Annotated in this window: 21 protein-coding genes; 5 read left to right on the forward strand and 16 right to left on the reverse strand. The window is 57.4% G+C overall.

Translation table 11 applies throughout. The features are described 5' to 3' along the window. Positions 1-9: 9 nt before the first annotated feature. Positions 10-606, reverse strand: coding sequence for a YncE family protein (locus ISO4_RS04220; RefSeq protein WP_214012821.1), 597 nt, complete (start codon positions 604-606; stop codon positions 10-12). A 188-nt stretch (positions 607-794) separates the two neighbouring features. Between ISO4_RS04220 and ISO4_RS04225 the strand changes: the two genes are divergently transcribed. After that, complete coding sequence (locus tag ISO4_RS04225) at positions 795-2,087, forward strand: ATP-grasp domain-containing protein (protein WP_142947944.1); 1,293 nt, start codon at positions 795-797, stop codon at positions 2,085-2,087. Positions 2,088-2,147: 60 nt separating this feature from the next. Here the strand turns inward: ISO4_RS04225 and ISO4_RS04230 are convergent, their stop codons facing one another. The 9 genes from ISO4_RS04230 to ISO4_RS04270 all read right to left on the reverse strand — a co-directional run bounded on the left by ISO4_RS04230 (position 2,148) and on the right by ISO4_RS04270 (position 10,756). Continuing rightward, complete coding sequence (locus ISO4_RS04230; RefSeq protein ID WP_022990672.1) at positions 2,148-2,606, reverse strand: hypothetical protein; 459 nt, start codon at positions 2,604-2,606, stop codon at positions 2,148-2,150. 184 nt (positions 2,607-2,790) lie between these two features. After that, a complete protein-coding gene (locus ISO4_RS04235) occupies positions 2,791-3,177 on the reverse strand; it encodes a DUF302 domain-containing protein (RefSeq protein ID WP_194855279.1) in 387 nt (128 codons plus the stop codon). Between the two features lie 24 nt (positions 3,178-3,201). Then, complete coding sequence (locus tag ISO4_RS04240) at positions 3,202-5,562, reverse strand: heavy metal translocating P-type ATPase (protein WP_022990674.1); 2,361 nt, start codon at positions 5,560-5,562, stop codon at positions 3,202-3,204. After that, positions 5,555-5,728: a hypothetical protein gene (locus ISO4_RS04245; RefSeq protein WP_228547911.1), complete on the reverse strand. Its 174-nt coding sequence runs from the start codon at positions 5,726-5,728 to the stop codon at positions 5,555-5,557. The genes ISO4_RS04240 and ISO4_RS04245 overlap by 8 nt, the downstream gene beginning before the upstream one ends. An 81-nt stretch (positions 5,729-5,809) precedes the next feature. Further along, entirely contained in the window at positions 5,810-7,165 is a 1,356-nt protein-coding gene (locus tag ISO4_RS04250) for an APC family permease (RefSeq protein ID WP_142947945.1), read from the reverse strand. An 11-nt stretch (positions 7,166-7,176) separates the two neighbouring features. Next, positions 7,177-7,530 carry a hypothetical protein gene (locus tag ISO4_RS04255; protein ID WP_094625993.1) on the reverse strand — a complete coding sequence of 118 codons (354 nt, stop codon included), beginning with the start codon at positions 7,528-7,530 and terminating at the stop codon, positions 7,177-7,179. 152 nt (positions 7,531-7,682) lie between these two features. Further along, entirely contained in the window at positions 7,683-8,432 is a 750-nt protein-coding gene (locus ISO4_RS04260) for a copper resistance protein B (protein ID WP_058340741.1), read from the reverse strand. Continuing rightward, positions 8,429-10,138 carry a copper resistance system multicopper oxidase gene (locus ISO4_RS04265; protein ID WP_194855280.1) on the reverse strand — a complete coding sequence of 570 codons (1,710 nt, stop codon included), beginning with the start codon at positions 10,136-10,138 and terminating at the stop codon, positions 8,429-8,431. The genes ISO4_RS04260 and ISO4_RS04265 overlap by 4 nt, the downstream gene beginning before the upstream one ends. 84 nt (positions 10,139-10,222) lie before the next feature. Then, positions 10,223-10,756, reverse strand: coding sequence for a cupredoxin domain-containing protein (locus tag ISO4_RS04270; RefSeq protein WP_194855281.1), 534 nt, complete (start codon positions 10,754-10,756; stop codon positions 10,223-10,225). Positions 10,757-10,955: 199 nt separating this feature from the next. Here ISO4_RS04270 and ISO4_RS04275 point away from each other — a divergent pair, with 199 nt between their 5' ends. Beyond that, complete coding sequence (locus tag ISO4_RS04275) at positions 10,956-11,621, forward strand: response regulator transcription factor (RefSeq protein WP_022990681.1); 666 nt, start codon at positions 10,956-10,958, stop codon at positions 11,619-11,621. Beyond that, the gene (locus ISO4_RS04280) at positions 11,608-12,942 is read left to right on the forward strand and encodes an ATP-binding protein (RefSeq protein ID WP_194855282.1); all 1,335 of its coding nucleotides are present in this window, start codon (positions 11,608-11,610) and stop codon (positions 12,940-12,942) included. The genes ISO4_RS04275 and ISO4_RS04280 overlap by 14 nt, the downstream gene beginning before the upstream one ends. Positions 12,943-13,104: 162 nt before the next feature. Here the strand turns inward: ISO4_RS04280 and ISO4_RS16950 are convergent, their stop codons facing one another. The 4 genes from ISO4_RS16950 to ISO4_RS04300 form a co-directional block, all read right to left on the reverse strand. Further along, a complete protein-coding gene (locus ISO4_RS16950) occupies positions 13,105-14,322 on the reverse strand; it encodes a tyrosine-type recombinase/integrase (RefSeq protein ID WP_255442263.1) in 1,218 nt (405 codons plus the stop codon). Between the two features lie 425 nt (positions 14,323-14,747). Continuing rightward, positions 14,748-15,305 (reverse strand): retropepsin-like aspartic peptidase RloA3, encoded by a 558-nt coding sequence (rloA3, locus tag ISO4_RS04290; protein ID WP_067606964.1) that lies wholly within the window; start codon positions 15,303-15,305, stop codon positions 14,748-14,750. A gap of 50 nt (positions 15,306-15,355) precedes the next feature. Then, entirely contained in the window at positions 15,356-17,227 is a 1,872-nt protein-coding gene (locus tag ISO4_RS04295) for an MFS transporter (protein WP_194855283.1), read from the reverse strand. Continuing rightward, positions 17,224-17,874 (reverse strand): acyltransferase, encoded by a 651-nt coding sequence (locus tag ISO4_RS04300; protein WP_194855284.1) that lies wholly within the window; start codon positions 17,872-17,874, stop codon positions 17,224-17,226. The genes ISO4_RS04295 and ISO4_RS04300 overlap by 4 nt, the downstream gene beginning before the upstream one ends. A gap of 72 nt (positions 17,875-17,946) precedes the next feature. Between ISO4_RS04300 and ISO4_RS04305 the strand changes: the two genes are divergently transcribed. After that, complete coding sequence (locus ISO4_RS04305) at positions 17,947-18,654, forward strand: DUF4197 domain-containing protein (RefSeq protein ID WP_194855285.1); 708 nt, start codon at positions 17,947-17,949, stop codon at positions 18,652-18,654. Between the two features lie 15 nt (positions 18,655-18,669). Here ISO4_RS04305 and ISO4_RS04310 read toward each other — a convergent pair whose 3' ends face one another. After that, positions 18,670-19,392, reverse strand: coding sequence for a glutamine amidotransferase (locus ISO4_RS04310; RefSeq protein WP_194855286.1), 723 nt, complete (start codon positions 19,390-19,392; stop codon positions 18,670-18,672). A 95-nt stretch (positions 19,393-19,487) separates the two neighbouring features. Then, positions 19,488-20,048, reverse strand: a complete 561-nt coding sequence (locus ISO4_RS04315; protein ID WP_194855287.1) for a DNA-3-methyladenine glycosylase I — start codon at positions 20,046-20,048, stop codon at positions 19,488-19,490. A 114-nt stretch (positions 20,049-20,162) separates the two neighbouring features. Here ISO4_RS04315 and glyQ point away from each other — a divergent pair, with 114 nt between their 5' ends. Beyond that, complete coding sequence (gene glyQ, locus ISO4_RS04320) at positions 20,163-21,146, forward strand: glycine--tRNA ligase subunit alpha (protein ID WP_142947954.1); 984 nt, start codon at positions 20,163-20,165, stop codon at positions 21,144-21,146. Positions 21,147-21,148: the final 2 nt, after the last annotated feature.

Consider the following 21,148-nt stretch of genomic DNA (forward strand, 5'->3'; position numbering starts at 1 on the left):
CTGGTTTACTCAGGCGCCGATGACCAGAAGGGATTGGCCGTCGTCGGTTTGCACCAGATAGTTGGGGGCCGGCCCCGTCGCCACAGTTTTGACCAACTGACCGGAATCCAGATCCACAACGCTGATACTGCCACTGGCAGGATGCGTGGAAACGGCATAGCGACCGTTGGAAGTCACCAGCACATGGTGCACAGGCCCCGGCACTTCCAGTTTGCGGTCAATCGTCTTTGTGGCCGTGTTCACCAAATAGAGCAGCCCCGTACTCCCTGCTTCCAATTCAGTAGACTTCCCGCCCCCATGATGAGCGGCGTGTTCATCTTCTGAAATGCCTTCGGGGCGACTAACCGGCTTCTGACGATCATGCGCCGACAAACTACCCACCACCAGATACCGGCCATCCGGGGTCAGTGCCGAACCGTGGGTATTCAGGGTGCCGCCAATGGACGACGTCACCTTGCGGTTTTCCAGATCAATAACGCCGACGGCATCCGCTGTGCCCATGGGAACAAATGCCCGGTTCGTGTCTGCGGCCACCATCAGCGAAAAACTCATAGCGACACTGGCCGTAATACCAGCAATACACTGCTTGCGCAACGAATGGTTCATAGCGTGCCCTTTTTGGTCAGAGGGTTTCAGTAAGATCTCCTCGCCCGGTAAGCAAGATCCCGAACAGGCATGGTCATTACTTGGCAGTCCATCACACCAAGCTGAAACAGGCCTGAAAACAGTTGCGAAACATGCATTCGTTTGACCAGAATCAAGGTGGAACGATTCACAATGACCATGGACGACCAATGCAAGACGTGCCCCAGGAAAACCAGCGAACAACCAAAACCCACGCCGACCAGCTCAACCGGCAGTGTTACTGCATCACCCTTGACCGAAAAGCGCTCACTGACAGCCTCCAGAAGCAGTTTTCAGACACTGGGAACGAGGCGCCGGCCACTCCCGAGATCCATCATCTCTTTTCAAACACGCCGGTTTTTGTTCCCCAGGCTGACATCGCGACGATGGAGCGGATTGTTCAGGCGATCGAATCCGCAGCCGAGCTTCCGCCCTATAAGGAAAAAGCTCTGTCCTGGGCGCCGGACATCGCCGGTTTTGATCCAGGCCCCATCGGGGCGTTCATGGGCTACGACTTTCACCTGGGCGAGAACGGGCCTCAGCTGATCGAAATCAACACCAACGCCGGCGGCGCATTTCTGAACACGGTATTGGCCCGGGCTCAACACCGATGCTGTGACCCGTCCCAGCAGACCGCTGGCACCAACCGTGCATTGGATGGGTTCGAGGACGCGGTGTTTGCCATGTTCCAGCAGGAGTGGGAACGGCAAGGTGGCGACTCGACGCCCGGTTGGCTGGCCATTGTGGACGATGCCCCAGAATCCCAGTTTATGTTCCCGGAATTCCAACTGGCCCAGCAGTTATTCCAGGCCAGAGGCATAGAGACCTTGATCCTCGACCCATCGGAGCTTGAGTATGTTGATGGTGCCCTGAGCGCCCACGGCAAGCCTATTGACATGGTGTACAACCGCCTGGTGGATTTTGCCTTGGAGGCCCCGGCTCTTGGGGCGCTGAGGCGCGCCTACCTCGACGGCGCGGCGGTCGTCACGCCCAATCCACGCGCCCATGCGCTGATGGCCGACAAACGGAACCTGATCCTGCTATCTGATGCCCAAACCCTGCGCGACTGGGGCCTGAGTGAAACCGAGGCAGGATTTCTGGATAGAGCTGTACCGAAGACCCGGCTGGTTTCAGCAAGTGATGAGGCGGAGTTGTGGAGCAACCGGCGTAAACTGTTTTTCAAACCGGTAGCGGGCCATGGCAGCAAGGGCGTCTATCGGGGCGAAAAACTAACCCGCCGCGTTTTCGAAGAGATCCTGAAGGGTGATTACATCGCGCAGAACTTCGTTCCCGCCGGAGAACGCACCCTGAGAGTGGATGGCACGGTCACCACCAGAAAGGTCGATATCCGTTTGTACACCTATGCCGGGCAACATCTGCTTGCCGCTGCCCGTGTGTACCAGGGCCAGGCCACCAACTTTCGAACGCCGGGAGGTGGCTTTGCGCCCGTCTTTGAGGTGTGAAGGTGAGCCTCAATTGGAAACATTCAAAGGGATTAAGCCGTCAGCAAAAGTGCTCGGATCTCATAGATCCTGCATTCGGCCAACCTGACGAGCCAGTCTCATCGACTCATTTTCCTCCATCGCCAAAAGAGATTCGAACAGCTCTTTTGCTTCTGGAATTTCGGCTTTTCCAATCAGCGTTTTGTAGAGATCAATAATCTGATCATGAAAGTCGAACACTTCCCGGCAGATACCATCAAAATCAAGCTTCGCGTAAGGCTCGTCGCAGGTTCGATGAGTTTTGATCGGATTATGGGACAGGTAGTCGTACACCCGAGTTTCCAGTGCCTTCTTATCCCCTTGGTGCTCAAACTCGTTCACGATCCGCTCTATTTCCGATTCATGAGCTGCCAGATAATCCAAAAGCGCACGGGCCCGTTCTTCCTCGTGCTTTGTTGCGCAATGGGACAGACAGCTCGCCAGATGTGAGTGCAGATCGCGCGTCCAGTCGATCAGTTGTCCAAAAGTCTTTATATCCATATCTTTTTTCCTTTTTTCCTTTTTTCTTCTCCATAATATGACTGACATCAAATAGGTATCCCGTCGTCAAATGAGGAGTCCTATTTGCATTTCCAGTGTTCAGTTGGGCTATGCGCTCGCCTGGCTAATTCGCTAATCCATTGCAAACCGCAGGCACTGCAGCAAATCGACGCCTCTACCGGCTTCAGATCGATTCCACAACCTCAGAGAGCATATCCCTGACCTTCCCGGCAACCTGCTTGAGCTCGTCATTATCGATGGCGCTCATGGAAGCCAATGGATCCACTGCACTTACCTCAATGCCCTCCGAAACCTCACGAAGAATAACGTTGCAAGGCAGCATGGCACCCACGCGAGGCTCCACACCGATGGCTTCCCAGGCCATGCCAGGCTTGCAGGCCCCGAGAATCCGATAGGCCAACATATCCTTGTCCAGCTTTTTCTTCATGGTGGCTTTGACATCAATTTCTGTCAGCACACCGAACCCGTGATCAGTGAGGGCCTGACGCGCTCTTCTGTCCACGTCCTCGAAATCGACATCTTTGATAACTCGATCGATCGTGTATGACATAGCTACCTCCAATGATTCAGAAGTTCATTGCTTTGACCCGAGTTTCACCACCCTCAAACGCAGCGCATTCACGATCACGCTGACCGAGGACAGCGACATGGCGGCCGCTGCAAAAATGGGCGACAGCAGTATCCCGAAAAACGGGTACAAAACCCCTGCCGCTATCGGAACACCGGCGGAGTTGTAAACGAAGGCGAAAAACAGGTTCTGACGGATATTGCGCATGGTCGCCAGAGACAAACGGCGCGCCTCGACAATGCCCATCAGGTCGCCGCGTAGCAGCGTAATGCCGGCGCTTTCGATGGCGACATCGGTCCCGGTGCCCATGGCCACACCGACATCCGCCGTTGCCAGTGCAGGCGCATCGTTTACGCCGTCACCCGCCATCACGACAACACGGCCTTCGTCTTTCAGGCGCTGGACGATCTTGCCCTTATCTTCCGGCAGGACTTCCGCTTCCACTTCGTCGATATGCAGTTTTCGGGCAACTGCTTCAGCTGAAGTGCGGTTATCGCCGGTCAGCATGACCACCCGGATGCCGTCTTTTTGCAGCGCGGAAATAGCGGCTTCGGTGGTTTCCTTGACCGGATCGGCAATCGCCAGCAACCCTGCGACGTTTCCGTCGACAGCAGCAAAAATCACGGTAGCACCATCTTTTCGGAGCTGGTCGGCGTCGCCGTCAAATCGCGTGGTGTCGACATTTTCCGACTCCATGAGAAGGCGGTTACCAAGTAGCACCCGCTTGCCGTCTATTCGACCGGTAACCCCTTTACCATTCGGAGAGTCAAAGTCTTCCGCATCCGGAAGCTTCAGGTCCATGCCCTTGGCTTTATCGAGTATGGCGTGAGCCAGTGGGTGCTCACTGCCTTTCTCCAGGCCGCCTGCATAACGCATGAGACTACTGTCATCGAACCCGTTGGCCGCGACAAGCCGGGTGACTTGCGGCTTGCCCTCTGTCAGCGTGCCGGTTTTATCCACCACCACGGTGTCCACCTTCTCCATACGCTCCAAGGCTTCCGCATCGCGAATCAGAACGCCACTTTGAGCACCGCGTCCGACACCCACCATGATGGACATGGGCGTCGCCAAGCCAAGTGCGCAAGGGCAGGCAATGATCAGAACACTGACCGCTGCAATCAGCCCGAACGCCATAGGCGGCGTGGGCCCGAAGAATGACCAGGCTATAAAGGCGATAATGGCGATCACGATCACCGCAGGCACAAAATAACCCGCCACCTTGTCGGCCAGGCCCTGAATGGGCGCGCGGCTGCGCTGGGCGCTCGCCACCATCTGCACAATCTGGGACAGCATGGTGTCACGGCCAACCTTGTCGGCCCGCATGATAAAGCTGCCCTGCTGGTTGATACTGCCGCCGATCACCTGGTCGCCGGATTTTTTGCTGACTGCCAAAGGCTCACCGGTCACCATGGATTCATCCACGTTGGAGCTGCCTTCAAGCACCTCGCCGTCCAACGGCACCTTGTCTCCCGGACGTACCCGCAAGCGGTCACCGACCTTGACCTGATCAAGCGACACATCGGATTCGCTGCCATCGTCGTCCAGTTTTCTGGCCGTCGCCGGTGCCAGATCCAGCAGGGCCTTGATGGCACCAGAGGTTTTCTCTCTGGCGCGCAATTCCAGCACCTGCCCCAGCAGCACCAGCACCACGATGACAGCAGCCGCCTCGAAGTAGACGGCGACCGACCCGTCTTCCTGCCGGAAGGCGCCTGGGAAGATCTGCGGCGCCAGGGTCGCCACCAGGCTGTAGATCAGCGCGACGCCGGTACCAATGGCAATGAGCGTAAACATGTTCAAGTTACGGCTAACCACGGATTTCCAACCCCGGACGAAGAAGGGCCAACCGCACCAGAGCACCACAGGCGTTGCCAGCACCAGTTGAATCCAGTTGGACATCTGCGGGGCTATAATGTGATCGAGTCCGGTGAGGTGCCCACCCATCTCCAGTACCAGTACAGGCAGGGCCAGCACCAGGCCGATCCAGAATCGGCGGGTCATGTCTTTGAGTTCTTCCGAAGGCCCGTCGTCCAGGCTTACCTGCTCGGGCTCTAGGGCCATGCCGCAGATTGGGCAGTCCCCTGGCCCTTGCTGCCGAATCTCGGGGTGCATGGGACAGGTATACATAGTGCCCGGCGCTACCGGCTCTTGCTGTTTCTTTTCCCAATCGAGGTACTGCTCAGGGTCCTCGTCGAATTTGGACTGGCAACGCGACGAGCAGAAGTACCAGGTTTTACCGCCATGCTGGCTGCGGTGTTCCGCGGTATGCGGATCGACTGCCATGCCGCAAACCGGATCCTTGGCGGTGTGCCCGCCAGGTTCTTTATCGGCGTGGTGATCGTGGTCATGGGCGTGATGGTGCTCAGCCATTCTGATCTCCTGTTTTATCGGCGGGCCAGTCTGCAAATGCAATGAAATACAGCAGAACCAGATTGACGATAGGGATCAGTATCAGTACACCCATCCACCCCGGATACCCCGTGCGCTGGCAAATACGCCAGGCCGGAATGACGACCACAATGGCAATCACCAGCATCCACAGTCAGTGGCCTGCCCACATGGTGTTCCCGAACATGTTATCTCCCATCATGGCAATAGCCTCTCTTCCTGATTCTGGTTAATGGTGACGATGCGCGTGACTCTCTTCCTGTTTCGCTTGCGCGGATTCCGGCGATCTTTTCAGGAAAATCTGCTCGGAGACTGCAAGCACAATCATGGTGACCACTGCCACGCCGATGACGAACGGGTCCGTATTCAGTTTTACCCAGACAAAGCCGCCCAGAGCCAAAAGATCCAACAAGATGGCTGTAGTTGGCACCCAGGTGTTGGCCTTGATGTCTTTGCGAAGATAGCGCAGTACACCCCAGTGAATGGCAATGTCCATAATCAGGTAAAACACGATACCCAGCGCGGCAATTCGTGACAGATCAAAGAAGGCGGTGAGGATCAGCCCCAGGACAACGGTATACACCAGTGTGTGTTTCTGGATGCTGCCGGGCATGCCAAAATGCCGATGTGGTACGAGCTTCATCTCCGTCAGCATCGCCAGCATGCGGGATACCGCGAAGACGCTGGCGAGAATACCGCCCGCCGTGGCCATCATGGCAATAGCGACAGTAAACCAGACACCGTAATCGCCGAGAGCGGGACGCGCAGCAGCAGCGAGGGAGTAATCCTGCGTTTCGATAATTTCAGCCAGTGACAGGTTGCTGGCGACCGCGAAGCCCACCAGCGTGTAGATCACCACGCAGGCGGCAATGGAAATCACGATGGCGCGCCCGACGTTTCGCTTTGGGTCTATTACTTCCGAACCACTGTTGGTGATGGTCGTAAAGCCTTTGAACGCCAGAATCCCCAGTGCGGTTGCGCCCAGGAAGTTGCCCAGCGCTCCGGCTTCACCGGGCTCCGAAAAATCAACCGAGACTGAGTCGGCAATCCAGATCCCGACCAGACCGAAAATCAGTATGCCGCCGATTTTCAGGATCCCGATAAAGGAAGCCACCCCCTGAATCATCCGATTGCCGAGCAGGTTGATCACGAAAGCCACGAGGATTAATGCCACCCCCAGAATGGGCACCATACGGCCGCTTTCGTCCCCTCCGAATAGTTGCATGGTGTAAGAGCCAAAGGTGCGGGCCAGGAAGCTCTGGGCGATCACCATGGAAAAGTACATCAACAGGGCGTTGAAAGCCGTTGGCAGCCGGTTTCCGTAAGCCTTGTGCAGGTACATGCCGATACCGCCGGCGGACGGGTAGGCATTGGAGATCTTGATGTAGGAATAGGCGCTGAAGCTGACAATCACCGCCGCCGCGAGAAAGGCCAGCGGGAAAAGGACACCGGTCATCTGGGCCATCTGCCCGGTAAGTGCAAAAATACCGGCGCCAATCATGACGCCGGTACCCAGCATGACTGTCCCTGGTAAAGTGAGACTGCCCTCCTGGTAGCGGGTAGTTCGATCTTCCTCCCTGTTCATTCAACCTCCTGTTATTTTTTCATGGGTGGAATCTTGGAACAGCAGAACGGCTCATGCTTGGCATTTGCCCGGACGTTGTCGTCGGTAACCCGGTACCAAGCCAATTTGCGCCGGGTCCACCATCCGGTTTTCAATTGGCCACCGTAAGCCTTGATCAGTTCCAGTAATTCATCGACGGACCAGTGGGTTCCGTCGTACGTCACCTGCAATGTGCCATTTGGCTTACGCTCGGCGAAATCAACGCAGGGGTGGCGATTAAGATCGTGGATGAGCCCATCCCACTGATCCTCTCCAAGCCCCTCGACGGCCATTTTTCGGCGCAACAAAAACTGCTCCTGATTGGTTGCTTTGTGTGCTTTGGTCATGGGGTGACACCTCTCTTCCTGATGACTTCTCCCTGTATCAAAACACTTCAATCTGAACTGCGGCTGAAAATGGACACAGACTTTCGGTGGATTTGAGTTACATCAAATCATAGACGAAAAAGGGCCGTGGGTTTCCCCATGGCCCATCAGCATCAGAATGCGATTCGAGCGCCGATCACGGCAAACCAGTCTTCTGTGCCACCGCCGTCCGCCTCGGCCAGGTCGGCGCTATCGCCATACTTACGCTCGTGCACCACACCCACGTAGGGTGAGAACGCACGGTCGATCAGGTCGTAGCTGAGCCGGAGGCCGGTTTCGGTGGAAACCAATCCCTTGCCGACGCCGATCTCTTCATCCTCACTGAACGCTACTGAGGCATCCAGCGTTGCCGCCAGAATCCAGTAGTTAGTGAACAGCAATTCGTACTCAGCGTCCAGTTCAGCTGACGTATCGCCATCCTTGCTGACATACAGATTTGCATCGATCTCAAACCATTGGGGCGCCAGCCCGGCCACACCGAGAACCGCATACGTACGGTCCGGCCCCTCGGGCGTATCGAAACGCACGCCCGCTTTGGCGTCGAAGAACTTGGAGATAGGGATCTGGCCGACCAGCTGGTTTTCCAGCGTTTCGTAGGCCTGCTCCTCTATCTCGTACTCCCCGGTTGTGAGCAGCCGGACTTTAAAGTCGTCGGTGCCATAGAAGGCATCCGCATTCCAGACGCCCAACTCCTCGTCATCGTCGCTGTAGCGGTACTCAAATTCCTCGAATTGAACGCCCCAGGTTGTGAGCGGCTGTTTTCGAGCGGTCGTGTCGGAGATCATTTCCTGAGCTGTCACCGCCGTTGAGACACCAATAGAGGCAAGGAAGCTGACTGCGACAATTGATCGAATACAGCTCATACCTCACCTCCATCTTTGGCAATCACGTCTGTTTTGGCCTGCGTCGACTCTGGCCCACCTTCAACAATGACCTTGCGGAACATACCAGCGGCCGCGTGATAGGACAGGTGACAGTGGAACGCCCACTGACCGGGCTCGTCGACCTCGGTTTCCATGTAAACCGTGGTGCCTGGCTGCACACTGACCGTGTGCTTGATCGGGTTCCATTGGTCTGCACCAACATCGAGAATGGACCACATACCGTGCAGGTGCATAGGGTGAGTCATCATGGTCTCGTTCACGAATTTGAAGCGAACTCGCTCACCGTATTTGAGACGAATTGGGTCTGCGTCTTCGTACTTGACGCCATTAATGCTCCAGGTATAACGCTCCATATTGCCGGTCAAACGAAGCTCAATTTCCCGGGTCGGTTCGCGGTCTTCATACAGTGGATCTTGGGCCTTCAGGTCAGCATAGGACAGGAACTTGCCGCCATTGGCTGCCGTGGGTACAAGGCCACTTCCCTTGGCGTAAAAGGGGTCGCTTTGGCCGCCTTTTCCCATCGCCATGGAACCATGATCCATGCCTTCCATGTTGGAATGATCCATTCCGGACATCCCTTCTGAGCTATTCATATCCATGTCGCCATGATCCATACCGGCCATGTTGCCATGGTCCATGCCGGGCATACCGCTCATGTCTGCCATAGTCAGGCGCGCCGGATCACGCAGTTGCGGAACAGCCGCTTCCATACCTTCTTCGGGGGCCAACGTTGCCCTGGCATAGCCGGAACGCCCCATGGATTCAGCGAAAATGGTGTAGGCCTGCTCATCTTTCGGGTGGACGATCACATCATAGGTTTCCGCCACACCGATCCGGAACTCGTCCACGTTAACGGGCTGAACGTTGTTGCCATCGGCCTGTACAACCGTCATGTCCAGACCGGTAATCCGTATGTCGAAGTAGGTCATGGCCGAGGAGTTGATGAACCGCAGCCGGATGCGTTCTCCGGGCTCAAAAAGGCCAGTCCAGTTCTGCTCGGGACCTTTGCCGTTGATCAGGCCCGTAAAGCCCTGCAAGTCCTCAACGTCCGCTTTCATCATCCGCATGTCACCCCAGGCCATGCGGTCCCGAATGGTGTTCATCAGACCGTTTTTGGACGCGTCCGAAAAAAACTCCCCCACGGTTTGCTGCTCACGGTTGTAGTAATCCGGTATCATTTTCAGGTTGCGCATGATGCGGTCACCGGAATGGGGGTGCTTGTCAGTCAACTGCACCACGTACTCGCGGTCATAACGAAACGGCTCACGTTTTTCCGGTTCGATCACAATGGCACCATAGGCGCCATCCGGCTCCTGAAAACCAGAGTGGCTGTGGAACCAGTAAGTGCCTGCCTGCTGGATAGGAAATTCATAAGTAAAGGTTTCACCCGGCTTGATGCCTGGGAAACTTATGCCGGGTACACCGTCCTGATCAAAAGGAAGGATCAACCCATGCCAGTGAATGGACGTCATCTCATCCAGGTTATTGGTCACGTTGATCTTGACGTTTTCGCCTTCCTTGAAGCGCATCACCGGTCCCGGGGATGCGCCGTTGTATCCGATGCCTTCCTTCACAAAATCGCCGGTATCAATTTTTACCCGGTCGACCGTAAGGTCGTATTCGCCGGCCAGAACCATGGCTGGCATCAGCAGGCTCAAAAGCCCTGTCAAAAAGCGTGGTTTCATCTGTGTTGCTCCGAACTACACGTCATTGAAGCCGGGCCGAGAAACGTGTCTCAGCCCCGCGCTCGCGGACCTCAGTTAAGCGAGTTACTCGAAATTGACCTCACCGTACATCCCGGCCTGATAGTGGCCCGGCACGTTGCAGGCAAATTCGATATTGCCTTTATCAGAGAACTTCCATACCACTTCTTTACTTTGGCCCGGTTCCAGCAACACGCTGTTCGGGTCGTCATGCTTCATGGAATGGCCATTCCCCATATCCATATTCATCATGTCGTGGTTCAGCTTGCCGCCCTGGATGACGCCATGCTCAACCATCATCATCATTTCCTCTTGATGAGCTTCGTGCATGTCGGGAGTGCCAACATTGAACTCATGGACGAGGTTTCCCTTGTTCTCCACCACGAAGCGAACGGTTTCACCCGGCTTTACACTGATTTCTTCGGGTTCGTAGTAGTTGTCGTACATCTCGACAGTTACGGTTCGGCTGGCCTCCGACGCTTTGCCAGGTTCACCGCTTGTAGCGCCGTGCCCGTGGCCACCATCATGGGTGCCAGCCGCAAACGCTGTTGCCGACATTGAAAGCGCCATACCCGCTACGAATAGTTTTGATGCATTCATCTTTTTATCCTCTGTAAAATATTGCTCGAAAAACACTGCAGGATTGAGCCCCAATCTTGAGCAATGTCCAGAATCGGTTGTTACCTTCTCTCACTAACCTGAATTCTTTCTGAAAAACTCGAACTATTTTCCGTTCAGGCTGAATTCAGGTTAATCAGTCACACTTTCGACCGCGGACCATACATAGAAGGAAAAACTCATGCGTTTACTGCTCGTCGAAGATGACCGCTTGCTTGCTGAGGGTCTGGTCAGGCAGTTGGGAAAAGCAGGTTTCAGCGTTGATACAACTCCCAGTGCCCGAGAAGCCGTCGTTCTGGGTGAGCAAGAGGATTACCGTGCTGTTGTTCTGGACCTGGGTCTACCTGATGGCAACGGGCTGGACGTATTGAGAAAGTGGCGAACGAATCACGTCAGCTGTCCGGTCTTGATTCTGACCGCGAGAGGCGATTGGCAGGATAAGGTTAACGGCTTAAAAGCCGGGGCAGACGATTACCTGGCAAAACCTTTTCAGACAGAAGAGCTAATCGCACGCCTCAACGCACTCGTGCGTCGAAGTGAAGGAAGGGTCCATGCTCAGGTTAAAGCCGGCCGCTTTGAACTGGACGAAAACCGCCAGAGTCTCAAGATGGACGACGGCGTGGAACATACACTTACCGGCACCGAATTCCGGCTGCTACGTTGTTTGATGAGCCGCCCTGGCCACGTCTTTTCCAAAGAACAACTAATGGAACAGCTTTACAACTTGAATGATAGCCCGAGCGAAAACGTCATTGAGGCGTATATTCGGAGGTTAAGGAAGCTAGTGGGCAGCGAAACCATCTCAACACGACGCGGCCAGGGGTACATTTTTAATGCGATTCCTTAAAAAGCCTGCGTCCGTAAAAGGAACCTTGCTTGCGCTGTTACTGCCCGCCGGAATTGGTCTAATGGGGGTGGCGTGGTTGGTCCATGGCTTGCTGCTCGACCGAATGTCTCGGGAATTCGTTGAAAGCCGACTGAAAGATGAAGTCGTTTTCCTTGAGCACCAGATTCGCGACGCGAATGGTGAAGTTGACACTCTCCAGACGGGCGATTATTTCCAGGATGTTTTTCATCATGCCTTTGCCATACATACACCCGAACAGACCATCATTTCACCCGATACTTGGGAGCCCTTGTTAACGCCTCTGATTGAAAACGAAGAAGACGGAACCGTTCGCGTAGAAGATGCCGAAACCACTGATACTCCCTTAGACATCCTCGCCTACCGAAAGTCTTTTCAGGTCGGTGAAACACCCATCGTCGTAATCGTTTCTGAAGATCTGGGTGCGCTGAAACGCAGCCAAGCTGCACTTCATGCCTGGACCGCCGTAGTATCAGTTCTGTTGATTATGCTCTTGGTCGCCGTGCTCTGGTTCGGAATCACGATGTCCATGCGACCGGTTGTCACACTCAAAGCCGCATTAAAAAGACTCCAGGACGGAGAGATCTCCCGAATCAACGTTCAGTCGCCAGAGGAGTTCCACCCGCTGGTTCTTCAACTAAATCAGTTGCTGGACTCCTTAGATCAGCGACTGGAGCGCTCCAGGGACGCTCTCGCAAACCTGTCTCATAGCGTCAAAACCCCCATCGCAGCCGTCCGGCAGATACTGGAAGACGACACACGTCCTCTCGACACCAATCTAAGGCGCCAGATGGTGGAGCGACTAAGCGATATCGACAGGCAATTAGAAGCTGAAATGCGTCGAAGCCGTTTTGCAGGGCCCCAGATTGGAAAAAGCGCCTACCCCATAAAACAGGCACGGGATCTTTTGTGGATGCTCGGTCGTTTATATCCGGAAAAGTCGTTTGAACTATCGAGTTCTCTGCCTGAAGACAGCCGATGGCCGATAGAAGAACATGATCTAAATGAAGTATTGGGCAACTTACTCGACAATGCTGGCAAATGGTCTTCGAGATGCGTAGAGCTCTCTGTGGAACAAGGCAGCGGCTTCAAGCGAATAGTTGTTGCTGATGATGGCCCAGGGGTTAATCACAAGGATTTAGCCAGTTTGGGCCAAAGGGGTCTGCGGCTAGATGAGCAAACACCTGGGCACGGTCTCGGCCTTGCTATCGTTCGAGATATAGTGACTCGCTATGAAGGTAAAATCAGCTTTTCGACTAAGTCCTGTAGCGGTTTACGCGTTTCTATCGAATTATTAAGATAAAATCGAATGTTCGCTTTTGTTTAGCAGCGGACCGATCGAGGCGTCCGGTGGAGGCCGTAGGCCAGCAAGGTCAGGGACTGGCGAGCCTAAGAGAGACAGAGAGAAATAGATTTCTCTCTGTCCGGTTGCTGCAATTTGTGAAATTAAGATGGGTTATGCCAACTAACACACGCCGTCAAGGGTTTCCAGATGATCAGCCCACTTTTGCAGCCACTCGCGACATTCGGGTTCATAATCGTGCAGATCATAAGTCCCTTCAATACCCTTTCTTGAATGCCCTATCACTGCCTCAGCCACTTCATTGCGACAGCCTAAACGAGACAACCCCGTGCGAACCGTACGACGCAGATCATGTGGAGACCAGTCAGGAATGCTATCCAGCCAAGCTTGGCCTGGCTTAAAGTAGGTGCCACTTCGAGCCTTGGCAGAATTTCTCAAATACCATTTTGTTTCGGTAAGCGATTTCTGCTGGATCGGCAATCCCGTCCGACTCGAAGGAAACAGATAGGTATTGGTGGTTAAACGAAGCTGACGGAGAAAAGCCACAGCTTGGCTCGGCAACTGCACATACCGCTCGGCTCCGTTCTTGGAGTCTCGCATATGCCAAACTGCTCGATCGAGATCTACATCAGACCAACGCGCCTTACAAACCTCACCCGTGCGAGCTCCTGTCCACAGAGTCAAACGAATGACGTTCTTTTGTGTTACCGAGAAACCAGAGCCTGGCAACCACGCTAACACTTCCTTCAACTCCGCATCGGACAATACGCGTTTGCCCCGAACAGACGTAAGTCGGACTCTAGCCTGCTTCAGGCTCGACTTTGCCAACAAAGCCGGGTTCGCAAAATCATCATCAAACTTGCCAAGGCCAATCGCATAGTCGTAGGCGGCACTGAGCTCACGCAGCACATTCCCAGCCTGAACGTTTGCTCCCCGGTCAAGAATGTCCTTCACCATCTCTACCACATGTTTACGCCGAACTTCTGCAGCAGATCGATCCCCCAGAGTGCGTACAGCATCACCGTACAGGGTGCGCCTAGTCTCGGCCTGCCCCTTAGGTTTCCGTGCACCAGGAACTCGTTTCTGAGCCCCAGTTCGACGATTTACAACCAGTCGATCCTCAATCACTTCAGTTAAGTACAGATCAACCAAGTCACGAACAGTAAACGCGGCCACCTCTGCCGCTTCCTTTTCCTGTTCAATTTTTGCACTTTGACGTACTTTCTCCCGCTGAATTTCGGCACGAATGCATACGCCATCTCGTCGTAAAGCCTTCATCCGAGCAAGCTCTAGGCGAGCCTCAGCCAGACTCATCGAGGGGTAATTCCCTATCTTGACTTGAGTTAGCTTGCCCGTTTCGGGGCTCCGATAGCGATAGATGAACGACCTGCCACCGGCTAGCCCCGCAAGTCACACGCAGACCGGCATTCTCTCCAGTGTCCACTTTGACTTTATCGCCAGGCCGCATCGTCTCGATGGCTCTCGCCGATAGTGGCTTGTTGCCGTGTTTGTTATTCTGCATGCTTTGATCCATTAACTGATTGGAACGATAGCCATCGATGGCATTGATGAAGCTCTGGCCATAAGTATAGCTTTTCATCATCAACAGCCTTTTTTGTTAAGGCGCCCACAACCCTACACCAAAAGCTATACCAAAACCTATACTCTTGAACTGGATTACAGCAGATTTCATCAGACTCCTTCAGATGCTACACAGACAAATTTACCAGAAAACCCCCTGTCAAAAGGCGGTTTGAAGCTATCCTACAGGCGAGCTACCAGTGAGCACAGACGATCTCAAAACTTCACACACCCACGTCTTCGTCGGTGTTGTCCTTGTCGAATTTTTCCACCGGGCTGTCTTCATCGCACTGCGGTTCGTGCATGAAGGTGTTGGTCACGTCCACCACGCCCAGATGCTGGATGGTGCGGCGGCCGATCAGCACCGGATAGATCATGTCGCTGCGGTTTTCCAGGCTGAACTGCTCTTCGTGCACGGTATCGCCGAAGCAGATTTCCATCAGCACCACCGGGCGGCGCTCTTCACCACCGGCACCGCGAATAATCACATCGCGATAGAGCGGGCGCTCAAATTTGCGCGACACTTTTTCGTCTTCGTCCTGGTCTTCCACGTTCACTTCAAAGCGCACCCACTCCTCGCCGTCTTTTTCAAAACGTTCAATGTTGCGGGCGTGCAGGGAAGAGGTGAGGGCACCGGTGTCGAGTTTGCTTTTCACTTTCACGCCCCAGGGTTCCAGCGTGGCGTTTTCGATCCAACCGAACACATGCTGAATTTCCACATTGCTCGCGTGGCTGGCCGTGAAGGTGAAAAGCAGACTCAGAGCTATCAGAATACGTCGCATGGTTATCCTCTTTAATCGTATCGGTTCTTGGATCCTGAGACCCGGGCGGATCACGGGCGTTCCCGTAACCCGAGCACCCGACGCCGCATATCCTGCGACGCCACCTGGTCGGCGGTTACCGCTTCGCCCACGTTGAGCTTCACGCGGGACCAGAAACGCTTCGGCAGCCGGGTCAACGCCGGGCCGCCCTTGTGGCTGAAGAAGCTACCCCATAGACCGGAGAGTGCCATGGGAATTACCGGAACCCGATTTTCATTTACAATTTTTTCCATCCCGGTTTTGAATTCCGCCAGCTCACCGTCCCGGGTCAGCTTGCCTTCCGGGAAGATGCACACCACCTGGCCGTCCGCCAGTTCCTCGTTGATGCGCTCGAACGCCTGCTGGTAAATCTCCGGATTACGCTCCTTGGAATCGATCGGAATCGCCTTTCCGGTCCGGAAGATATAGTTCATCAACGGCAAATCGTAGATCGGCTTGGCCATCACGAACCGCACCGGCCGGCGCACGGCGCCGCCCAGCAGCAACGCATCCACATAGCTGACGTGGTTGCACACCAGCAGGCAGGGGCCTTCGTCCGGAATGTTCTCCATGCCCTGTTCCTTGATGCGGTACAGCACATTGGTGAGCATCCACACCAGCAGGCGGATCAGGAACTCCGGCACCCGGGTGTAGATGTAGGCGGCCACCAGCACATTGGCCAGCGACAGCACCAGGAAGAACTCCGGTACGGTGAGATCGAGCACGCCGACCAGCACGATACCCGCCACCGCCGAACCCACCATGAACAGGGAATTGAGAATATTGTTGGCGGCGATGATGCGCGCCAGATGGCTGGGGTTGGAACGCTGCTGGATCAGCGCGAACAGCGGCACGATATAGAAGCCGCCGAACACCCCGATGCCAAGCAGATCCACCATCACCCGCCAGCCGGCCGGCTGTTGCAGGAAGGCGGCGATGTCCACCGACACATCCTTGGGCAGGCCGGCGTAGGAGAAGAACAGGTCGATGCCGAAGGCGCTCAACCCGATTGAACCCAGCGGCACCAGGCCCAGCTCCACGCGGTGGCCGGACATTTTCTCGCACAGGTAGGAGCCCAGCCCGATGCCCACGGAAAAGGTGCCCAGCAGCAAGGCATAGAGGCCGTCGGTGCCGAGCAGATAGTCGTCCACGTAGACCTTGAGCTGGGTGGTGTAGGCGGCGCCGAGAAACCAGAACCAGCAAATGCCGAGCACGCACATCCACACCGATTTCACCTCCCGTGCGTAGCCGACGATATGCCAGGTTTCCCGCCACAGATTCCAGTTGATCTTCATTCCCGGGTCGGCGGCCGGCGCCTTGGGAATGCCACGGGCGGCCAGATACCCCAGCGCCGCCAGGCCCACCACCACCGCGGACACGATCAGCGGGTCGGCGGCGTCCATTTTCAGCAGCACCCCGGAAATCGAGCCGAGCAGAATCGCCAGAAAGGTGCCCATTTCCACCAGGGCGTTGCCGGACACCAGTTCCCGGGACGGCAAATGCTGGGGAATGATCGAGTACTTAATGGGGCCGAAAAAGGTGGACTGCAGACCCATGCAGAACAGCACCGCCAGAAGGAAATAGACGGCGTTGAAGAAAAAGCCCACCGCCGCGAACGTCATGATGAAGATTTCCACCAGCTTGATGCGCCGCACCAGCATGGCCCGGTCGTACTTGTCGGCGAGCTGCCCGGCCAGCGCCGAGAACAGGAAGAACGGCAGGATGAACAACGCCAGGGCCACGTTGTTCAGGGTGTTCACCTCGGTGCCGGCGACCACCCCGGAGGCGATCAGCAGAATCAGCGCCTGGCGGAACACGTTGTCGTTGAAGGCGCCCAGAAACTGGGTAAAGAAAAAAGGCCCGAAGCGGCGTTTTACCAGCAGTGAAAAAACACTGGTACTCATGGCGTCTCTCCGTGTCGCGGGGCACCGCCCCGGTGAATGGGTGCCCCCGGCCGGTGGCCGATCACACGGGCGGGATTGCCGGCGACGATGGTCCAGGCGGGCACGTCGCGGGTGACCACCGCCCCCATGCCCACCACCGCGTGGTCGCCGATGGTGACGCCGTCGACCACGCCCACCCGGGCGCCCAGCCAGACATCGCGGCCGATGCGGATGCCCCGGGAACGGACCGGCTGTTCACGCACCAGCGCGGCCGCGTCCATACCGTGGTCGAAGGCGTATAAGGTACAGTAGGCGGCGACGCGGGTATGGTCACCGATCTCAATCCCGGCGGCGCCCCCCTCCAGGGTCACATGATGGTTGAGGCTGACCGACGCGCCCAGACGCAGCGGGCCGTGCAACACACAGTCCGCGGCGATGTGGCTGCCGTCGCCGACGTGGATATCCCGGCCGGGTTCCGCGAACAGCCGGGCCTGGGGCGCCACAAAACAGTGCACGCCGAAGTGCACGGTCTCCAGAACGGACCATTGCCGCTGCAGCTCGGCCTGCCAGGGCGCGGCCCAATCGCGGTGGCGGGGCTTGAGACGCGGGTACAGCCAGGGCATGTAAGCGAGCCGCAGTTTGTGCTGCTCACGGTAAAAATCGCTCATTACGGGCTCGTTCTTCTAGCGGCGCGGTCCAGCGGGCATGCTACACCAATTCATCGAAAGGGAAGGAAAGCTATGAAACGGGTTCTACTCGCCGGCGCGGCGCTGTTCACACTCACCGCCTGCCAGAACATGGACGCCCTGGCGCCGTGGATCGAGCAGGGCAACCAGGCCGCCAAAGCCGCCGGCTACGACACCGACAGCCGCCTGGCCGGGGCGATCAAGGAGACGCTGTCGATCAGCTCGGACCGGGCCACCAGCAAACTGTCCAGCAGCGGCGCCTTCGACCTGCCCCTGCCCGCCAGGGTGGAATCGGTGGCCGGCAATCTCGAGCGTATCGGCCTGGGGCGCTACGTGGACCAGGTCCGCGACGCCATGAACCGGGGCGCCGAAAACGCCGCCGCGGAAGCCGCGCCGGTGTTCAAGAACGCGATCCAGGGGATGACGGTGACCGACGCCCTGGGCATCGTGCGCGGCGGCGACACCGCCGCCACCGATTACTTTCGCGGCCGCACCGAAGCCAGCCTCACCGAGCGGTACCGGCCGATCATCGAAAGCAGCCTTCGGGAAACCGGCTTCTACGACCAGTACCGGACGTTGCTGAACGCCTATAACCGCCTGCCGATGGCCGACAAACCGGACCTGAATCTGGAAAACTACGTGATCGACACCAGCCTGGAGCGGCTGTACACGGAGATCGGCACCCAGGAAGCCCTGATCCGGCAGGATCCGGTGAGCCGGGGCAGCGCGCTGATCGGCGCGGTGTTCGGCGGCCAGGACTAAGGCGCCTCTGAACCGCTACGCCGCCGCCGGCACCGCCTGGTTGGCGAAATGCGCCAGCACCGCACCGGCCTGGGGGCACTCGCGGACGCTGGGCAGCAGGTCGTCCACCTGTTGGTCGCTGAGCTGCTGCCCGCGCATCGCCTGCAGATAGGCCCGCGTCACATCGGCGCTGAATTCCGGATGGAACTGGCAGCCCCAGGCGCCGTGACCGTAGCGGAACGCCTGGCAGCTCCCGTGCCCGTTGCTGGCCAGCACCTCGACGCCGGCGGGCGCGGTGAGCACCGATTGGCGGTGCATCATCTGCGCCCAGGGCTGATCGCAGAACGCCGCCAGCAAGGGGTCGCCGCGGGCCGCGCTGGTGGTGCGCAACGCCACGGTCCCCACTTCCATGCCCTGGGGGTGATCACCCACTTCGCCGCCCAGGGTGTGGGCGAGAAGCTGGTGCCCGAAGCAGATGCCCAGCAGCGGCGGTGCCTCGGCCAGTTGCAGGGTGGCTTCCAGCCAGTGCATCAGGTGTCGCATCCAGCCGGCTTCGTCCGTGACCATGTGATGGGAACCGGTGATCACCACGCCGCTGAAGCCCGCCGCGCCCGGCAGGGGCTGGCCGTCACGGGCGTCCACCACGGTCACCGGTGCCTGGTCACCGAGACCCTGCCGGATCCAGTCGGGGAAATCGCCGTAATGCCGTTGCAGGGCGGGGTAGGTGCTACCGGTTTGCAGAATCAATAGTGGTTTCATGGGGCCTCCGTTCCTCCGCTGCCCTCTATGACAAAGCAAGTGCCGTACCAGCTTCGGGCGCCGTTTGTAAAAGTGGGTTGAGGCTGTGACCGGGGTCAAGCCAGCTGGCGGTGCCGGGGGCAGCTGACCAGATGATCGTTGACCAGGCCGGCGGCCTGCATGAAGGCGTACATGATGGTCGGGCCGACGAAACGGAAGCCCTGTTTCTTGAGCGCCTTGCTGAGCGCCTCGGCTTCGGGGGTCACCGCCGGCACCTCGGAGAGGGAGCGGAAGCGGTTGATGCGCGGCTCGCCGTCGACGAAATCCCAGACGAAACTGTCCAGGCTGGTGCCGGCGTCGCGCAGGTCGAGATAGGCGCGGGCGTTGCCCACCGCGGCGCCCATTTTCAGGCGGTTGCGGATCAGGCCGCTGTCCTGGAGCAGGGCGGCGATTTTGGCGTCGTCGTAGCGGGCGATTTTCTCCGGGTCGAAGCCGTCCATCGCCTTGCGGTAGTTTTCCCGCTTTCGCAACACGGTGATCCAGCTCAGACCCGCCTGGGCGCCCTCGAGAATCAGGAACTCAAACAGACGGCGGTCGTCGTGCTCGGGCACGCCCCACTCTTGGTCGTGGTAGGCCACGTAGAGCGGATCCGTGCCGCACCAGGGACAACGCTCCATGGTCAAACCCCCGTGTTTCCAGGCGTATCGGTGGGTAGCACGGTATCACCGGCCCCTGGGGGACGCTATACTTGCCCCTTTATTTTCACAGAGCTTGGAAGAACGGGAACCACCATGGCGGATCAACCGCAAGCGGATACAAGCACCTTCCAGGGCCTGATTCTGGCCCTGCAACAGTACTGGGCGGAGCAGGGCTGCGTGATCGTCCAGCCCCTGGATATGGAAGTGGGGGCCGGCACCTTCCACCCCAGCACCTTCCTGCGCGCGATCGGCCCGGAAAACTGGAACAGCGCCTACGTGCAGCCGTCCCGGCGGCCCACCGACGGCCGCTACGGCGAGAACCCCAACCGGCTGCAGCATTACTACCAGTTCCAGGTGGTGCTCAAGCCGTCGCCGGACAACATCCAGGAGCTGTATCTGGATTCCCTGCGCCGCCTCGGTTTCGATCCGCTCACCCATGACATCCGCTTCGTGGAAGACAACTGGGAATCGCCCACCCTGGGCGCCTGGGGCCTGGGCTGGGAAATCTGGCTGGACGGCATGGAGGTGACCCAGTTCACCTACTTCCAGCAGGTCGGCGGCATCGACTGCTACCCGGTCACCGGCGAGATCACCTACGGCCTGGAACGGCTCGCCATGTACCTGCAGAACGTGGACTCGGTGTACGACCTGGTGTGGTCCGACGGCCCCTTCGGCAAGGTCACCTACGGCGACGTCTTCCTGCAGAACGAGGTGGAGATGTCCACCTTCAACTTCGAACACGCCAACGTGGAAGCGCTGTTCAACCAGTTCGACCTGTTCGAGGCGGAATCCGGCAAGCTGATCGAGGCCGGGCTGCCGCTGCCCGCCTACGAGTACGTGCTCAAGGCCTCCCACACTTTCAATCTGCTGGACGCCCGCAAGGCGATTTCGGTCACCGAGCGGCAGCGCTTCATTCTGCGCGTGCGCACCCTGGCCCGGGCCGTGGCCCAGGCCTATTTCGACGCCCGCCGCGCGCTGGGCTTTCCGATGGCCGCCGACGACATCCGCCAGGAAGTGGAGGCGCAGCTGCAGCAACAGGACGATAAAGCCGCCAAGAAACAGAAAGGGGGCAAGTAATC

Origin of the sequence: Alloalcanivorax venustensis ISO4 (assembly GCF_015356855.1) — a bacterium.
Classification (GTDB): Bacteria; Pseudomonadota; Gammaproteobacteria; order Pseudomonadales; family Alcanivoracaceae; genus Alloalcanivorax; species Alloalcanivorax venustensis.

Excerpts from the sequence above, each read along its gene's own strand:
- ISO4_RS04280 (WP_194855282.1), top strand. The coding sequence starts at position 11,608 with ATGCGATTCCTTAAAAAGCCTGCGTCCGTAAAAGGAACCTTGCTTGCG.
- ISO4_RS04240 (WP_022990674.1), bottom strand. The coding sequence starts at position 5,562 with ATGGCTGAGCACCATCACGCCCATGACCACGATCACCACGCCGATAAA.
- ISO4_RS04250 (WP_142947945.1), bottom strand. The coding sequence starts at position 7,165 with ATGAACAGGGAGGAAGATCGAACTACCCGCTACCAGGAGGGCAGTCTC.
- ISO4_RS04230 (WP_022990672.1), bottom strand. The coding sequence starts at position 2,606 with ATGGATATAAAGACTTTTGGACAACTGATCGACTGGACGCGCGATCTG.
- ISO4_RS04225 (WP_142947944.1), top strand. The coding sequence starts at position 795 with ATGCAAGACGTGCCCCAGGAAAACCAGCGAACAACCAAAACCCACGCC.
- ISO4_RS04275 (WP_022990681.1), top strand. The coding sequence starts at position 10,956 with ATGCGTTTACTGCTCGTCGAAGATGACCGCTTGCTTGCTGAGGGTCTG.
- ISO4_RS04220 (WP_214012821.1), bottom strand. The coding sequence starts at position 606 with ATGAACCATTCGTTGCGCAAGCAGTGTATTGCTGGTATTACGGCCAGT.
- ISO4_RS04310 (WP_194855286.1), bottom strand. The coding sequence starts at position 19,392 with ATGAAACCACTATTGATTCTGCAAACCGGTAGCACCTACCCCGCCCTG.
- rloA3 (WP_067606964.1), bottom strand. The coding sequence starts at position 15,305 with ATGCGACGTATTCTGATAGCTCTGAGTCTGCTTTTCACCTTCACGGCC.
- ISO4_RS04260 (WP_058340741.1), bottom strand. The coding sequence starts at position 8,432 with ATGAGCTGTATTCGATCAATTGTCGCAGTCAGCTTCCTTGCCTCTATT.
- ISO4_RS04300 (WP_194855284.1), bottom strand. The coding sequence starts at position 17,874 with ATGAGCGATTTTTACCGTGAGCAGCACAAACTGCGGCTCGCTTACATG.
- ISO4_RS04235 (WP_194855279.1), bottom strand. The coding sequence starts at position 3,177 with ATGTCATACACGATCGATCGAGTTATCAAAGATGTCGATTTCGAGGAC.
- glyQ (WP_142947954.1), top strand. The coding sequence starts at position 20,163 with ATGGCGGATCAACCGCAAGCGGATACAAGCACCTTCCAGGGCCTGATT.
- ISO4_RS04270 (WP_194855281.1), bottom strand. The coding sequence starts at position 10,756 with ATGAATGCATCAAAACTATTCGTAGCGGGTATGGCGCTTTCAATGTCG.
- ISO4_RS04295 (WP_194855283.1), bottom strand. The coding sequence starts at position 17,227 with ATGAGTACCAGTGTTTTTTCACTGCTGGTAAAACGCCGCTTCGGGCCT.
- ISO4_RS04305 (WP_194855285.1), top strand. The coding sequence starts at position 17,947 with ATGAAACGGGTTCTACTCGCCGGCGCGGCGCTGTTCACACTCACCGCC.
- ISO4_RS04255 (WP_094625993.1), bottom strand. The coding sequence starts at position 7,530 with ATGACCAAAGCACACAAAGCAACCAATCAGGAGCAGTTTTTGTTGCGC.
- ISO4_RS04265 (WP_194855280.1), bottom strand. The coding sequence starts at position 10,138 with ATGAAACCACGCTTTTTGACAGGGCTTTTGAGCCTGCTGATGCCAGCC.
- ISO4_RS04245 (WP_228547911.1), bottom strand. The coding sequence starts at position 5,728 with ATGCTGGTGATTGCCATTGTGGTCGTCATTCCGGCCTGGCGTATTTGC.
- ISO4_RS04315 (WP_194855287.1), bottom strand. The coding sequence starts at position 20,048 with ATGGAGCGTTGTCCCTGGTGCGGCACGGATCCGCTCTACGTGGCCTAC.